The organism is Vibrio sp. Y2-5 (assembly GCF_014596725.1).
GTDB lineage: Bacteria > Pseudomonadota > Gammaproteobacteria > Enterobacterales > Vibrionaceae > Vibrio.
Genome location: NZ_JACVEG010000006.1, coordinates 38,974 through 53,521, shown reverse-complemented (window position 1 = coordinate 53,521; position 14,548 = coordinate 38,974). Strand labels below are relative to the sequence as shown.

Here is a 14,548-nt window from a genome sequence, read left to right as displayed (position 1 = left end):
GCCCCTAGGTTACTGACTCGGCTCCAAAACGTCTTCCTCGGCTGGTAAACGTAAACCTACTTTGGTCACTTGCCAGTCGACAACATCTGCAACCACCCAATGTAATCCATACCATTCAAATTGGTCACCCAATACCGGGGTTGTGCCCAAATGTTCGGTAACTAAGTCTTTTAGCGTCATATCTGCGCGGAATGGTCCTAACTCCAAACCATAAATCATGGCAACATCAACCAGTTTCGATTCCACATCTAAGAAGAAATCACCAAAGAAGCGAGCAAGAGACTCTTTCACTGGCGCTTCACTAAATAACTGGCTCAGCGCCGCCAAATCTTTCTCTTGGGCAACCACACAGAGAATATCACCAGATTCTAATCGAGTACTTCCTGAAGGATGAAGCAACGTTTTGTCACGAAACAAAGCGGCGATTCGCGTCCCCTCTGGCATAAAAAGATTGCGAATAGGTTCTCCGATACACCATTTATCTTTCTTCAACTGATAAACAAACAGCTCCCACTCACTGGTTGGAAAAATCTCAAGCCCAGAGCGAGAAATAGGTTCGGGTTTCGAAGGCAACTCGACTTTGGCCAGACTCATTGCCTTGGTTAGTGACCCACCTTGAATAATCAGCGACACCATCACCACGAAGAATGCCAAGTTAAAGTAAAGCTTGGCATCTGGCAGACCCGCCATCATTGGGAACACCGCCAAAATAATCGGTACAGCGCCACGCAACCCTACCCATGAAATGAACCATTTCTCTCTAGCTGTAAAGCTTTTAAACGGCAACAAACTCACCCAAACAGAGATAGGCCGAGCAAAAAGAATCATACCAAATGCCAGTGCTAAGCCCGGCAATGCGATGGTTAACAAGTTAGTTGGTGTCACCAATAAACCAAGCACAAGGAACATTCCGATTTGTGCTAGCCATGTCATGCCATCCAATACGTTTAAAATTGAATGGCGGCTACGGGTTGGACGATTTCCTAACAGCAAGCCCACCAAATAAATGGATAGAATCCCACTGCCACCGAGCGCATTCGCCAGAGCAAAAATGATCAGTCCACCACTTACGGTGAGAATGGAATACAACCCCTCAGGAAGCTGTGTGCTGTTGATGATTTTCCACAGTAACCAACCACCGGATAGACCTAATAAAGCTCCTACACCAAACTGCTGGACGAAGTTAAGCGCTAAGAAACTGACACTGAAATCTCTGCTAGCACTACTCAAAATAGCAATCATGGTGACGGTTAAAAACACCGCCATCGGATCATTGGTACCCGATTCTATTTCTAACGTTGAACCCACACGCTCGTTGAGGCTACGCCCTTTCAGCAGTGAAAATACAGCGGCGGCATCAGTCGAGCCTACGATAGCCCCAACCAAAATGCCCTGCATCAACGACAGGTCAAACAACCAGGTAGCTAATGCACCAGTAATTAAAGTGGTCAAGGCAACACCAAATGTTGCTAACGAAACCGAGGGCCAAAATGCAACTTTAAAGCTGGCAACGCGCGTCCTCATACCACCATCTAAGAGGATAATCGCAAGGGCCAAGTTACTGACTAAATACGCTAACGGATAATTATCAAACAGTATTCCACCAGGCCCATCTTCGCCCGCTAACATACCAACAGCAAGAAACACCAACAGAATCGGAATACCTAATTTCGAAGATACGGGGCTGAGCAACACACTCAATGCGATCAGCAATGCACCCACAAGAAAAAAGCCGTTTATCGTTATTGCATCCAATCTTTCACCTTTCCAACTGACTCAAACGTTTATAGATACATATTTATTATGCTCTCCATTGTGCACATTTTTATTACCTACGTCAGAAAAGTCTGTGTAAATAATTGCAACGTTTTCTCCCTCATTATCATTAGTCGTCAATGCCTGTTACTTACACAGTTATTTCCCCACTTCTGCACTCCGACCTTATACTTTTGGCTAATTTAACAGTTAATTAACATTCAAAAAGCAAACAGAAATAAACCAAAACCACATAAATACAATAAGTTATAAATAAAAATTTACAGACTAAAGTTGCACAGATCTCTTGCCTTAACACTGCTAATGTATAAATCGTAACATTACGTTAACACAACACTTAACAGGAAGGAGAAGGCCATGGCGTTCGAATCTACAGAACATGCTCAAGCCTACTGGAAAGAAAACTTGGGGATTATGGGATCACTGCTCGCAGTGTGGTTCTTGGTGTCTTATGGCGCAGGCGTTTTATTCGTTGATGCGCTAAATAGCATTCATTTAGGCGGCTTTAAGCTTGGATTCTGGTTTGCACAACAGGGCTCAATCTACACATTCGTCGCTTTAATCTTTATTTACGTTGCGCGCATGAACTCGCTCGACAAGAAATATAACGTGCATGAAGACTAAGAGGTTTTAGAAATGGATATTCAAACTTGGACGTTTATTCTTGTTGGTCTCTCTTTTGCTCTCTACATTGGCATCGCCATTTGGGCTCGAGCGGGATCAACCAGTGAATTCTATGTCGCTGGCGGCGGTGTACACCCTGTAGCGAACGGTATGGCGACAGCCGCAGACTGGATGTCAGCAGCATCTTTCATCTCAATGGCAGGTATCATCTCATTCATCGGTTACGATGGTGCGGTTTACCTAATGGGTTGGACAGGCGGCTACGTTCTATTGGCTCTATGTTTAGCACCTTACCTACGTAAATTTGGTCAGTTCACTGTGCCAGATTTCATCGGTGAACGTTACTACTCGAAAACTGCTCGTATGGTAGCGGTATTCTGTGCGATCTTCATTTCGTTTACTTACGTTGCAGGCCAAATGCGCGGTGTAGGCGTAGTGTTCTCTCGCTTCCTAGAAGTAGACATTAACGTTGGTATCGTTATCGGTATGGCGATTGTGTTCTTCTACGCTGTACTTGGTGGCATGAAAGGCATCACTTATACGCAGGTAGCTCAGTTCTGTGTTCTCATTTTCGCCTTCCTTGTACCTGCAATCTTTACGTCAATCATGATGACAGGCAATCCACTACCACAAATTGGTATGGGTTCAACCATCGCAGGAACCGATGTTTATCTTCTTGATAAGCTAGATGGTCTAACGCAAGAACTTGGCTTTACTCAGTACACTGAAGGCAGCAAGAGCATGGTGGATGTATTCTTCATCTGTGCTGCACTGATGGTGGGTACTGCGGGTCTTCCACACGTAATCATTCGCTTCTTCACAGTACCAAAAGTACGTGATGCGCGTATCTCTGCGGGTTGGGCGCTACTGTTTATCTCGCTACTTTATACTACTGCACCAGGCGTTGCTGCGTTTGCTCGCGTAAACCTAATCGAAACGATTAACGGTCCTGATATGCAAGGTGTTCCTGCTGAACAAGCACCAAGCTGGTATAAAAACTGGGAAAGCACTGGTCTAGTTAAATGGGAAGATAAAAACGCCGATGGTCGTATGTTCTACTCTGGTGACGCTCGTAACGAGATGAACATCAACCGCGACATCATCGTACTAGCTTCTCCTGAGTTGGCTAAACTTCCTAACTGGGTTGTTGGTCTACTAGCAGCAGGTGGCTTAGCTGCAGCACTATCTACAGCAGCAGGTCTACTACTAGTAATCTCTACATCTATCTCTCATGACTTGTTGAAGAAAGGCTTCAAGCCAAACATGACCGATAAACAAGAACTGCTCGCCGCTCGTCTGGCTGCAATTGTGGCTATCGTTGGCGCAGGTTACTTGGGCATCAACCCTCCGGGCTTCGTAGCGCAGGTGGTCGCCTTCGCCTTCGGCTTGGCCGCGGCATCCTTCTTCCCTGCCATCATCTTGGGTATTTTCTACAAGAAGATGAACAAAGAAGGTGCTATCGCAGGTATGGTTGCAGGTATCGTGTTCACAGCGGCGTACATCATCTACTTCAAGTTCATTAACCCAGCAGCAAGTACACCTGACAACTGGTTCTTCGGCATCAGCCCAGAAGGTATCGGTACTCTAGGTATGTGTTTGAACTTTGTGGTCTCTATCGTGGTGAATAAATTCACTGCAGAAGTACCAACTGAAGTACAAGACATGGTTGAGTCAATCCGCTTCCCTAAAGGTGCAGGCACAGCTCACGACCATTAATACGCAAAAAGGTTGGGCGAAAGCGTCTCAACTCTAGCGATAACAAAAAAGCCCAAAGCATTGCTTTGGGCTTTCTCTTTTTCGTTCGGTGCAAATTAAGCGTTAGCATCCACCGCAGTAAAACTTGGATTTACTGTAGTCAGTTTGCGGATCAGGTAGTTCAGTAACACACCATACATAGGCACAAATAAACCAAGGCTGATCACCAGTTTAAAGCCGTAATCGACTAAAGCGATTTCCGTCCAGTGCTCTGCCATAAATGGATCTGGGCTTTGGTAGAATGCAATACCGAAAAAAGCGACAGTATCTAAAGCATTACCAAATAGTGTTGATGCGGTCGGTGCTACCCACCACTGCTTCATTTGACGCAAGCGGTTAAACACATGTACATCCATGATCTGACCAAGTAGATAAGCCATGAAACTTGCAATCGCGATACGCGCAACAAACATGTTTAACTCGCTTAATGGGGCTAAACCTTGGAACTGACCTTCATAGAACACTACGGAAAGCAGATACGAAACCACAAGTGAAGGCAGCATCACGTAAAAAATGATTTTACGCGCAAGGCCAGCACCAAAAATACGTACCGTTAAGTCAGTCGCTAAGAAGATAAATGGAAAAGTGAAAGCGCCCCAAGTGGTGTGCAAACCGAATACGGTAAACGGGATTTGTACCAGATAATTGCTTGATGCAATGATCACTAAGTGGAACAAAACCAGAAATGTCAGGGCTTTGCGCTGTTGCGCAGGGGTAAAGTTACTCATATTGTACCTTTTTAGTTTGATTTGGGGGCGAGGGAACCCAAATGAAGCTTGCGCTTCTCACTGATTGTCATTCGGAAGATTTGGCTCTCCCGAGCTAAGGGCGGCGATTATACATTAATCAATTTTGCCTGCAATAGTTCACAAAATAGCAAACGTTTTCCAGCTCACGTTAAATATAGAAGCTTGGATTGCTTAGAAATAATGACGTTGACGGGTCAAAAATTGCGCCACTTTTGACCTTTTCCTTGAGAAGATCCTCAAGATCATGCTAATCTTCCGCTCCATTTTTCTAGCCTAAATTTCGTCAATTCGATGAAATAGTTAAGCTAGTGCTATCTTTAAGAGTGTCGGAGCACAATCCGATCACGCAATCCCAAACCAAAGTGGAACCAAATAAATGGGCAAAGGTACTCTGTATATTGTCTCTGCACCAAGCGGCGCAGGTAAATCAAGCTTGATCGCAGAAATGTTGGAACACAACCCAGCCTATGCGATGAAAGTATCCGTGTCGCACACTACTCGTGGTATGCGTCCGGGTGAGCAAGATGGTGTTCACTACCATTTTGTGCAGAAGGAACACTTTGAAGCGTTGATCGAAAAAGGCGAATTTCTGGAATACGCAGAAGTCTTTGGTAACTACTACGGTACTTCACGTGTCTGGATTGAAGAGACCCTTAATAAAGGTATTGATGTCTTCTTAGATATCGACTGGCAAGGTGCTCGCCAAATCCGTGAGCAAATGCCAAAAGCGAAGAGTGTCTTTATTCTTCCGCCTTCAAACGGTGAGTTAGAACGTCGTTTGAATGCGCGTGGCCAAGACAGCGAAGCTGTTATTGCTAAGCGTATGGCAGAAGCTAAATCTGAAATTTCTCACTACCACGAATACGACTACATCATCATTAATGATGACTTCGATACCGCCCTAACCGATTTTAGAGCGATCATTCGTGCAGAGCGATTAAAGCAAGATAAGCAAGCTGAAAAATACAAAGGTATGCTAAAAGCACTACTCGCAGAGTAATTAAACGTATTATTAACAACCCTACTAGCTAGAAACCGCTACCGTAAGGTTGTATACTTTCTCGTCATTCAACATTTTTGTTTATATTGGAGTTCTCATGGCACGCGTAACTGTTCAAGACGCTGTTGAAAAAGTTGGCAACCGTTTCGACCTAGTTCTGATTGCGGCTCGCCGCGCTCGTCAAATGCAAACTGGTGGTAAAGATTCACTTGTGCCTGAAGAGAACGATAAGCCAACGGTTATCGCTCTTCGTGAAATCGAAGAAGGTCTTATCACTAAAGACGTACTTGACGCTCGTGAGCGTCAAGAGCAGCAAGAGCAAGAAGCAGCTGAATTAGCAGCAGTGAGCAGCATTGTTCACAACCGTTAATCCCTGCAAGTAAGAAAATAGACAACTCTCGGGCCTATAATTTGTATCTATTCGATAGCCTCAAAGACGTTGCCCAGGAATATCTCACAGAGCCTCAACTTGAGGCTCTGCGCCAATCTTATATAGTGGCAAGAGATGCCCACGAAGGGCAAACCCGCTCAAGCGGCGAACCTTATATTATCCACCCAGTGGCAGTAGCTCGAATTCTGGCTGAAATGCGCTTGGATTTGGAAACACTACAAGCAGCCCTCCTTCACGACGTTATCGAAGACTGTGATGTCACCAAAGAAGATTTAGAAGCTCAATTTGGTCAAGCCGTGGCTGAACTGGTTGACGGTGTATCTAAGCTCGACAAACTAAAATTCCGCGATCGCAAAGAAGCTCAAGCTGAGAACTTCCGAAAAATGGTTCTTGCTATGGTGCAAGACATCCGCGTGATTCTTATTAAGCTCTCTGACCGCACGCATAACATGCGCACGCTAGGCGCTCTTCGTCCGGATAAAAAACGTCGAATTGCCCGAGAAACCCTAGAGATTTACGCACCACTCGCCCACCGTTTAGGTATTCACAACATCAAAACTGAGTTAGAAGAACTGGGTTTTGAAGCGTTATATCCAAACCGTTATCGGGTTCTGAAAGAAGTCGTAAAAGCGGCACGTGGTAACCGTAAAGAAATGATCCAACGTATTCACAGTGAGATCGAAGGCCGCTTACAAGAGGTTGGCTTACCGGCTCGTGTGTTTGGTCGTGAGAAAAACCTCTTCTCCATCTACAACAAGATGAAGACCAAAGAGCAGCGTTTCCACACCATTATGGATATCTATGCGTTTCGTGTTGTGGTTGATAGCGCTGACACCTGTTACCGAGCACTCGGCCAAGTACACAGCTTGTATAAACCACGTCCGGGTCGCATGAAAGACTATATTGCGGTTCCTAAAGCGAACGGCTATCAGTCTCTGCATACCTCGATGGTCGGTCCACACGGCGTTCCAGTTGAAGTTCAGATTCGAACCGAAGACATGGATCAAATGGCAGACAAAGGTGTGGCAGCACACTGGTCATATAAAGCCAATGGTGACCGCACTGGCACCACAGCACAGATTAAAGCTCAGCGCTGGATGCAAAGCTTACTTGAGCTACAACAAAGCGCAGGTAACTCGTTCGAATTTATCGAAAACGTTAAGTCTGATCTCTTCCCTGATGAGATTTACGTCTTCACTCCTAAAGGTCGTATCGTTGAACTGCCTGTTGGCGCAACCGCGGTAGACTTCGCGTATGCGGTACATACCGACGTGGGTAACACCTGTGTGGGTACTCGCGTTGACCGCAATCCGTACCCATTAAGCAAGCCTCTGAAAAACGGACAAACTGTTGAAATTATCAGTGCTCCGGGTGCTCGTCCAAACGCAGCATGGCTTAACTACGTAGTGACTTCACGTGCTCGTACTAAGATCCGTCAGGTTCTGAAAACCATGCGTCGTGAAGAATCGGTCAGCTTGGGTCGTCGCCTGCTTAATCATGCATTGGGTGAAGAGTCGATCACCACCATCAGCACAGAGAGTGTTCAACAGGTTCTCAGCGATCTGAAACTTTCCAGCGTTGATGATTTATTAGCTGCGATTGGTCTTGGCGAATTGATGAGTATCGTGATTGCTCGTCGTTTACTCGGCAATGCTGATGAACTGAGTGAAGTTGAAAGCAAAGACGGTCAGCCGAAGAAGAAACTGCCTATCCGAGGTGCAGAAGGTATTCTGTTAACCTTCGCTAACTGTTGTCACCCGATACCGGATGACCACATTATTGCGCACGTTTCTCCGGGGCGTGGACTTGTCGTACACCGTGAAACCTGTCCTAACGTACGTGGGTATCAGAAAGAGCCTGATAAGTACATGGCAGTGGAGTGGACCAAAGATTACGAGCAGGACTTCATTACTGAACTGAAAGTCGATATGCAAAACCGCCAAGGCGCACTTGCAGAATTGACTAATGTAATTTCGAAGACAGGCTCCAATATTCACGGTTTGTCGACTGAAGAACGTGACGGTCGTCTGTACACAGTGACAGTGGTACTGACCACCAAAGATCGTGTTCATCTAGCTGGCATTATGAAGAAAATTCGTGCAATGCCAAATGCACCGAAGGTGAGACGCAGAAGGCACTAATTGCGCCGATGCTCAAATAACCTAACGATGTAGCCCTTGATATGGCCTATCAAGGGCTTTTTTTATTTAATGTGGTGAGCCTTTTCTAACCACAGACTGAAACATAGAAACTTGTTATGAACTTAGAACGTTACACTCGAATTCAAGAGGTGCTGAAAGCACGCCAACCTGATCTGACCGTATGTTTAGAAGAAGTACATAAGCCGAATAATGTGTCTGCGGTCATTCGTACTGCGGATGCGATTGGATTGCATAAAATCCATGCAGTTTGGCCAAGCAAGCAAATGCGTACTCTTGGGCATACTTCAGCAGGCGCTCGTAACTGGGTCGAAGTGGACACTCATGACAATATTCAAGATGCAGTAAAAGCGCTAAAAGCACTGAACATGCAGGTATTAGTCACCAACCTTTCTGAAACTGCTGTGGATTTTCGTGAAATAGACTACACCAAGCCGACCGCGATTATCGTGGGTAGTGAAAAAGTAGGTATCTCAAAGCAAGCTCTTGAGCTGGCTGATCAAGACATAGTGATCCCTATGGTAGGGATGGTGCAATCACTCAATGTTTCTGTTGCTAGCGCACTGATTCTGTATGAAGCTCAGCGTCAGCGCCAAGCCGCGGGCATGTATCAGCAAGAAAAAAGCCCGCTTCCTGAAGAAACCATTCATCGAATTCTGTTTGAACGTGGTCACCCAGTATTAGCCAAAGTAGCTAAACGCAAAAAGCTACCCTACCCACCTCTGGATGATGAAGGCCAAATTGTTGCGGATGAATCTTGGTGGAAAGCGATGCAGAGCAAATAATTCCCCTGTACAAAAACACAGCTTAATGTTTGAATAAACCTTATTTCAAACAGCTAAATGGTTGATTATGTCTCAGCTTTTATCAGCAATTCCATTAACCTCACTTTCCGGAGTGGGCGCAAAAGTGGCCGAAAAACTGGAGAAAGTTGGGCTTATCACCGTACAGGATTTACTGTTCCACCTGCCGTTGCGTTATGAAGACCGCACTCGCATCTATCCTATCGTAAAACTGCATCCCGGCCTTTGGGTGGCAGTGCAAGGTAAAGTCATGGCCGTAGATACTACCTTCGGCCGTCGCAAAATGCTGACAGTAAAAATCAGTGACGGAAACGGCACCCTGACTCTGCGTTTTTTCAACTTTACGGCTGGGATTAAAAACAATTTTTCCGAAGGTAAGTTAGTACACGCTTACGGTGAAATTAAGCGTGGCAGTACTGGTCTGGAAATCATCCACCCTGAATACAAGTTCTATTTCCCAGAGCAAAAAACCGATGTTGAAGCAAACCTGACCCCAGTCTACCCTACCACTGAAGGTCTACGTCAGCTTACTCTGCGCAACTTAACCGATCAGGCTTTATCTCTCCTCGACAAAGCAGCAGTGCAAGAGCTTCTTCCTTCAGGCTTATACGATCATCAAATCACTCTGTCTCAGGCGTTGCATACCATTCATCGCCCACCATCTGATATTGATTTAAGCTTGTTTGATGATGGTCGCCATCCGGCGCAAATTCGCCTGATTATGGAAGAACTACTGGCACAGAACCTTTCAATGCTGGCAGTTCGCAGTAAAGGGCAGCAAGATGTTGCCCTTCCTCTTAAAGCCTCAGACACGCTGAAAAATCAGCTACTGGCTCAATTACCATTTTCGCCAACCAATGCCCAGACTCGCGTGGTTAACGAGATAGAAGCAGACCTTGCGAAACCTCATCCAATGATGCGTTTAGTCCAAGGGGATGTGGGTTCAGGTAAAACACTGGTTGCGGCACTAGCAGCAGCCAGAGCGATTGAAAACGGCTATCAAGTCGCCTTGATGGCACCAACAGAATTGTTAGCAGAGCAGCACGCCATCAACTTCAGCCAGTGGTTTGAGGCTATGGGTATCAAGGTTGGCTGGTTAGCAGGCAAACTCAAAGGCAAAGCCAAAGAAGCCGAGCTCGCTCGTATTGCCAGTGGCGAAGTAAAAATGGTAGTGGGTACTCACGCACTGTTTCAAGAACACGTTGTATTCGACCATTTAGCCTTAGTGATCATTGATGAACAGCACCGTTTTGGTGTCCACCAGCGTTTGGAACTACGCGAAAAAGGCGCTAAGCAAGGCGCGTATCCGCATCAGCTGATCATGACAGCCACACCGATTCCTCGAACGCTTGCAATGACAGCGTATGCAGATTTAGAAACCTCAATTATCGATGAACTTCCACCGGGCAGAACGCCAATTCAAACGGTCGCTATTCCAGATACCAAAAGGGATGACATCGTTGAACGGGTTCGTAATGCTTGTCTGAATGAAGGTAAGCAAGCTTATTGGGTTTGTACTCTGATTGATGAATCAGAAGTCTTGGAAGCACAAGCCGCCGCTGACACTGCGGAAGAGCTGCAACGCAAACTACCTGATGTAAAAATCGGTTTGGTTCACGGCAGAATGAAACCTGCCGAGAAACAACAAGTGATGCAGGCATTCAAAAATAATGAGCTGCATCTTCTGGTCGCAACTACAGTTATTGAAGTAGGTGTTGATGTTCCCAACTCAAGCTTGATGATCATCGAAAACCCAGAGCGCCTTGGTTTAGCCCAGCTCCACCAGCTGCGCGGTCGTGTTGGCCGTGGCTCTGTTGCCAGTCATTGTGTACTTCTGTACCACGCGCCACTTTCAAAAACAGCGCAAAAACGCCTAGGAGTACTACGCGAAAGTAATGATGGATTTGTTATCGCACAACGCGACTTAGAAATTCGTGGTCCCGGTGAACTACTCGGTACTAAGCAAACCGGTTTAGCGGATTTTAAAATTGCCGACTTAGTGCGAGATCAACGCTTAATTCCTGAAGTTCAGCGCATCGCTCGTCATATTCACGACAACTACCCGACAAACGCAACCGCGATTATTGATCGCTGGCTTGGCGAACGAGACGTTTACGCGAAAGCTTAAACCTTGAATTGATTGGCTGTATTTTCCTTTGCACCAAATTAAAGCAAACGTTTGCTTTTTACAGTTATTACTCTATAATCGCCGCAAAATTTAGCCTTAAATTATCTAAGACTAACTTCCAGAGCAGAATCTGATTAACAGCAATCACAGGTAACTATTCTGCTCCACAAGAAATGCCCATTCAGCGCATTTTTGTGTACGATTCTATTAGGAAAATAACAATGACAACCGAAAACGCGGCTCGTAAGTCCGATCTTGTTTATCAACTCAATGACAGACCACCTTTGCCACACACTTTATTCGCTGCACTTCAGCACCTGCTCGCTATGTTCGTAGCGGTTATCACGCCATCCCTTATTATTTGCCAAAGTTTAGGCGTTCCGGCTGCAGAAACTAACACCATTATCAGCATGTCGCTGTTTGCCTCAGGTGTATCTTCATTTATTCAAATTCGCACCATTGGTCCTATCGGCTCTGGCTTGCTGTCCATTCAAGGCACTAGCTTTAACTTCTTAGGTCCAATCATTGGTGCTGGCTTAGCGCTTAAAGCTGGCGGCGCAGATATTCAAACTATGATGGCCGCTATTTTCGGTACCATCCTTGTTGCTTCCTCTGCTGAAATTCTGCTTTCTCGCGTATTGGAATTTGCACAGCGCGTTATCACTCCGCTGGTTTCAGGCATTGTTGTTACGCTAATCGGTTTGACTCTAATCCAAGTCGGTCTCGTCTCTATGGGTGGCGGTTATGCGGCTATGGGGGACGGTACTTTTGGCAGCCTAGATAAGCTTGCACTTGCGGGAACAGTTCTGGCCATCATCGTTCTGCTTAACCGCGCTCACAATCCATACATTCGCGTTGCATCTATTGTGATTGCAATGATTGTTGGCGTAACCTTGGCTTATTTCATAGGCATGGTCGATACCAGCAAAATGAGTGAAACAGCACTTATCGCTCTGCCTGTACCAATGCAGTATGGCTTAAGTTTCGACTGGTCGCTGTTTATTCCATTAGTACTGATTTTCCTCATCACAGCATTAGAAGCAATCGGCGATATTACAGCAACATCAGAAGTCTCTGGCGAACAGGTGAAAGGTCCAGTCTACATGAAGCGCATCAAAGGTGGTGTATTGGCAGATGGCCTCAACTCTGCAATTGCTGCAGTATTCAACAGCTTCCCTAACTCAACCTTTAGTCAAAATAATGGTGTGATTCTACTGACTGGCGTTGCTAGCCGTTACGTCGGGTACTTTATCGCAGGTATGCTAGTGTTATTAGGCTTGTTCCCAGGTGTCGCAAGCTTTGTACAGCTGATACCAGAACCGGTACTAGGCGGAGCGACCATCGTGATGTTCGGTACTATCGCCGCAGCGGGTATTCGCATCATCGCTCGTGTGGATTTAGATCGCCGAGCAATTCTGATCATGGCGCTGTCATTCTCTATGGGTCTCGGCATCGCTCAAAAGCCAGAAATACTGCAATTCATGCCTGACTTTGTGAAAAGCATTTTCTCGACAGGTGTTGCCGCTGGCGGTATCACAGCAATTTTGTTGAATCTTCTGCTACCAGAAACGAAACCAGCAAGAAAAGAACAACCAGAACAAGAGCTTGAACAAGCTTTAGACTCGTAATCTGTAATCCAGAAATAACAGAAAGGCTCGCGTTGATGCGAGCCTTTTTCTTTCATATTCAGTTAATTAGCTATTTAGTTGGAAAACTAATCTGAGCGCGTAAGCCGCCTTCACTGCGATTACTCACTACAACTGAGCCACTGTGCTGACTGATAATACGTTTAACAATGGCTAACCCCAACCCCGTCCCTTCACTACCCCGAGCTGTATCGCCTCGAGTAAAAGGTTCAAACACTTTATTCACCTGACTTGGTTCAATACCGGGGCCATTGTCTTCAACACACACCCAAACCATGCTGTTGTCCGCTGTCACACCTGAGCTGACTCTCACCCAACCATTGCCGTAACGAACTGCATTCACAACAAGGTTGCTTATGGCACGTTTAATCGCAATTGGGTTACCAAACGCATCCGCTTTGTCTTTGTGCAATTCAACTTCGATTTGCACTTCGTAACCACCTTCAGAGCTTGCTACATCCTGAGCGATCTCATTCACATTCACCTTTTCAAAAGTCTGCTTATTTACAGGCTTCAAGTAGTCCATAAACTGGCTAATGATCTCATTGCACTCTTCGGTATCACTGATGATCCCTTCAGCCAGATAACTGTCTTCCGGAGACATCATTTCAGTAGCAAGACGAATGCGAGTGAGTGGTGTACGCAAGTCATGGCTGATACCTGCCATCAACAAGGCTCGATCTTCTTCTAGTGCTTGGATACCTTTTGACATCTGGTTGAATGCTCGAGTAACCGAACGAATTTCAGAAGCGCCTCTTTCAGGCAATGGCGGCGGCACTTCTCCTCGTCCAACCGCCTGCGCGACTTTTTCTAAAGCGATTAACGGCCGGTTTTGCATGCGAATAAACAACCAACCGCCAAAAATTATCATCAAAGCCATGACGATGCTGTTGCGAAACAGAGGTGAAAAGTCTTTTTCCCGCAATTCAGAAAGTGGAATACGTAGTAGTTGTCCCGGTATCGCCTCAATTTTCATCCATAAAATGTAACTTTCGGCGCCAGACATCATGCGAACTTCCGTTGGCGAACCGAGTTCCAAACTCATATCTTCGCTCATCAAATCAATGCTAACTGCATGCTCAAACTCACTGGCAATCGGACTATCTTCAGGATGAATAGTCACGCCTAATTGTTCCAGCACACGGCGACGCAACAACGCATCCATAGGCACACCTGTCTCTTGGTTGACCGTGTCATCAAGCATCAGATTAATTTCATGACTGAGGATTTTGTTGAACTGTTTTAAGCTGGGCAACAGAGCGTAATTGAATACGGCGTAATAGGAATAAACCTGACTCGCAATCAGCAAGCTTAAAAAGAGAAGGATGGATTGAGTAAACGAACTACGAATACGCATAATTTGCCTATGTTCTTGATCGACGAATTCTAAAAAATTGCTTTGACAGACCAGAGGTCACTGACTAATTGTTGCAGACAAAGGTTTATCGTCAATGATAATCACAGATTAGGCGCGAGTAGAATAGAGAAGCAACACGCGCCATCTCGTTGAATCAGCC

The 14,548-nt window shown here is 45.7% G+C and carries 11 protein-coding genes; 8 read left to right on the top strand and 3 right to left on the bottom strand.

Going from position 1 to position 14,548, the window contains the following annotated elements:
* Window positions 1-9 precede the first annotated feature (9 nt).
* Window positions 10-1,755 (bottom strand): potassium/proton antiporter, encoded by a 1,746-nt coding sequence (locus HUO09_RS14865; RefSeq protein WP_188234464.1) that lies wholly within the window; start codon window positions 1,753-1,755, stop codon window positions 10-12.
* Window positions 1,756-2,133: 378 nt separating this feature from the next.
* Between HUO09_RS14865 and HUO09_RS14860 the strand changes: the two genes are divergently transcribed.
* Window positions 2,134-2,400 (top strand): DUF4212 domain-containing protein, encoded by a 267-nt coding sequence (locus HUO09_RS14860; RefSeq protein WP_020329362.1) that lies wholly within the window; start codon window positions 2,134-2,136, stop codon window positions 2,398-2,400.
* A 12-nt stretch (window positions 2,401-2,412) separates the two neighbouring features.
* Window positions 2,413-4,116, top strand: coding sequence for a sodium:solute symporter family protein (locus tag HUO09_RS14855; protein ID WP_102953934.1), 1,704 nt, complete (start codon window positions 2,413-2,415; stop codon window positions 4,114-4,116).
* 95 nt (window positions 4,117-4,211) lie between these two features.
* Here HUO09_RS14855 and HUO09_RS14850 read toward each other — a convergent pair whose 3' ends face one another.
* Window positions 4,212-4,883 (bottom strand): 7-cyano-7-deazaguanine/7-aminomethyl-7-deazaguanine transporter, encoded by a 672-nt coding sequence (locus tag HUO09_RS14850; protein ID WP_102962819.1) that lies wholly within the window; start codon window positions 4,881-4,883, stop codon window positions 4,212-4,214.
* A 397-nt stretch (window positions 4,884-5,280) separates the two neighbouring features.
* On the opposite strand from HUO09_RS14850, the gene gmk reads away from it, so the two are divergent.
* From gmk to HUO09_RS14820, 6 genes are all read left to right on the top strand, one after another.
* Window positions 5,281-5,904 (top strand): guanylate kinase, encoded by a 624-nt coding sequence (gmk, locus tag HUO09_RS14845; protein WP_042484885.1) that lies wholly within the window; start codon window positions 5,281-5,283, stop codon window positions 5,902-5,904.
* Window positions 5,905-6,001: 97 nt separating this feature from the next.
* Window positions 6,002-6,274, top strand: a complete 273-nt coding sequence (gene rpoZ / locus HUO09_RS14840) for a DNA-directed RNA polymerase subunit omega (protein WP_004728487.1) — start codon at window positions 6,002-6,004, stop codon at window positions 6,272-6,274.
* A gap of 41 nt (window positions 6,275-6,315) precedes the next feature.
* Entirely contained in the window at window positions 6,316-8,436 is a 2,121-nt protein-coding gene (gene spoT / locus HUO09_RS14835; RefSeq protein WP_188234463.1) for a bifunctional GTP diphosphokinase/guanosine-3',5'-bis pyrophosphate 3'-pyrophosphohydrolase, read from the top strand.
* Between the two features lie 116 nt (window positions 8,437-8,552).
* Window positions 8,553-9,239, top strand: a complete 687-nt coding sequence (gene trmH, locus HUO09_RS14830; protein WP_188234462.1) for a tRNA (guanosine(18)-2'-O)-methyltransferase TrmH — start codon at window positions 8,553-8,555, stop codon at window positions 9,237-9,239.
* Between the two features lie 67 nt (window positions 9,240-9,306).
* On the top strand, window positions 9,307-11,385 hold the full coding sequence (gene recG / locus HUO09_RS14825; RefSeq protein WP_188234461.1) for an ATP-dependent DNA helicase RecG: 2,079 nt from the start codon (window positions 9,307-9,309) through the stop codon (window positions 11,383-11,385).
* A gap of 221 nt (window positions 11,386-11,606) precedes the next feature.
* On the top strand, window positions 11,607-13,013 hold the full coding sequence (locus tag HUO09_RS14820) for a uracil-xanthine permease family protein (RefSeq protein WP_188234460.1): 1,407 nt from the start codon (window positions 11,607-11,609) through the stop codon (window positions 13,011-13,013).
* A 70-nt stretch (window positions 13,014-13,083) separates the two neighbouring features.
* Here HUO09_RS14820 and envZ read toward each other — a convergent pair whose 3' ends face one another.
* Complete coding sequence (envZ, locus tag HUO09_RS14815) at window positions 13,084-14,388, bottom strand: two-component system sensor histidine kinase EnvZ (RefSeq protein ID WP_188234459.1); 1,305 nt, start codon at window positions 14,386-14,388, stop codon at window positions 13,084-13,086.
* Window positions 14,389-14,548: the final 160 nt, after the last annotated feature.

Coding starts and splice junctions, on each gene's coding strand:
- HUO09_RS14860 (WP_020329362.1), top strand. CDS start 2,134: ATGGCGTTCGAATCTACAGAACATGCTCAAGCCTACTGGAAAGAAAAC.
- HUO09_RS14855 (WP_102953934.1), top strand. CDS start 2,413: ATGGATATTCAAACTTGGACGTTTATTCTTGTTGGTCTCTCTTTTGCT.
- HUO09_RS14850 (WP_102962819.1), bottom strand. CDS start 4,883: ATGAGTAACTTTACCCCTGCGCAACAGCGCAAAGCCCTGACATTTCTG.
- gmk (WP_042484885.1), top strand. CDS start 5,281: ATGGGCAAAGGTACTCTGTATATTGTCTCTGCACCAAGCGGCGCAGGT.
- rpoZ (WP_004728487.1), top strand. CDS start 6,002: ATGGCACGCGTAACTGTTCAAGACGCTGTTGAAAAAGTTGGCAACCGT.
- trmH (WP_188234462.1), top strand. CDS start 8,553: ATGAACTTAGAACGTTACACTCGAATTCAAGAGGTGCTGAAAGCACGC.
- recG (WP_188234461.1), top strand. CDS start 9,307: ATGTCTCAGCTTTTATCAGCAATTCCATTAACCTCACTTTCCGGAGTG.
- HUO09_RS14820 (WP_188234460.1), top strand. CDS start 11,607: ATGACAACCGAAAACGCGGCTCGTAAGTCCGATCTTGTTTATCAACTC.
- envZ (WP_188234459.1), bottom strand. CDS start 14,388: ATGCGTATTCGTAGTTCGTTTACTCAATCCATCCTTCTCTTTTTAAGC.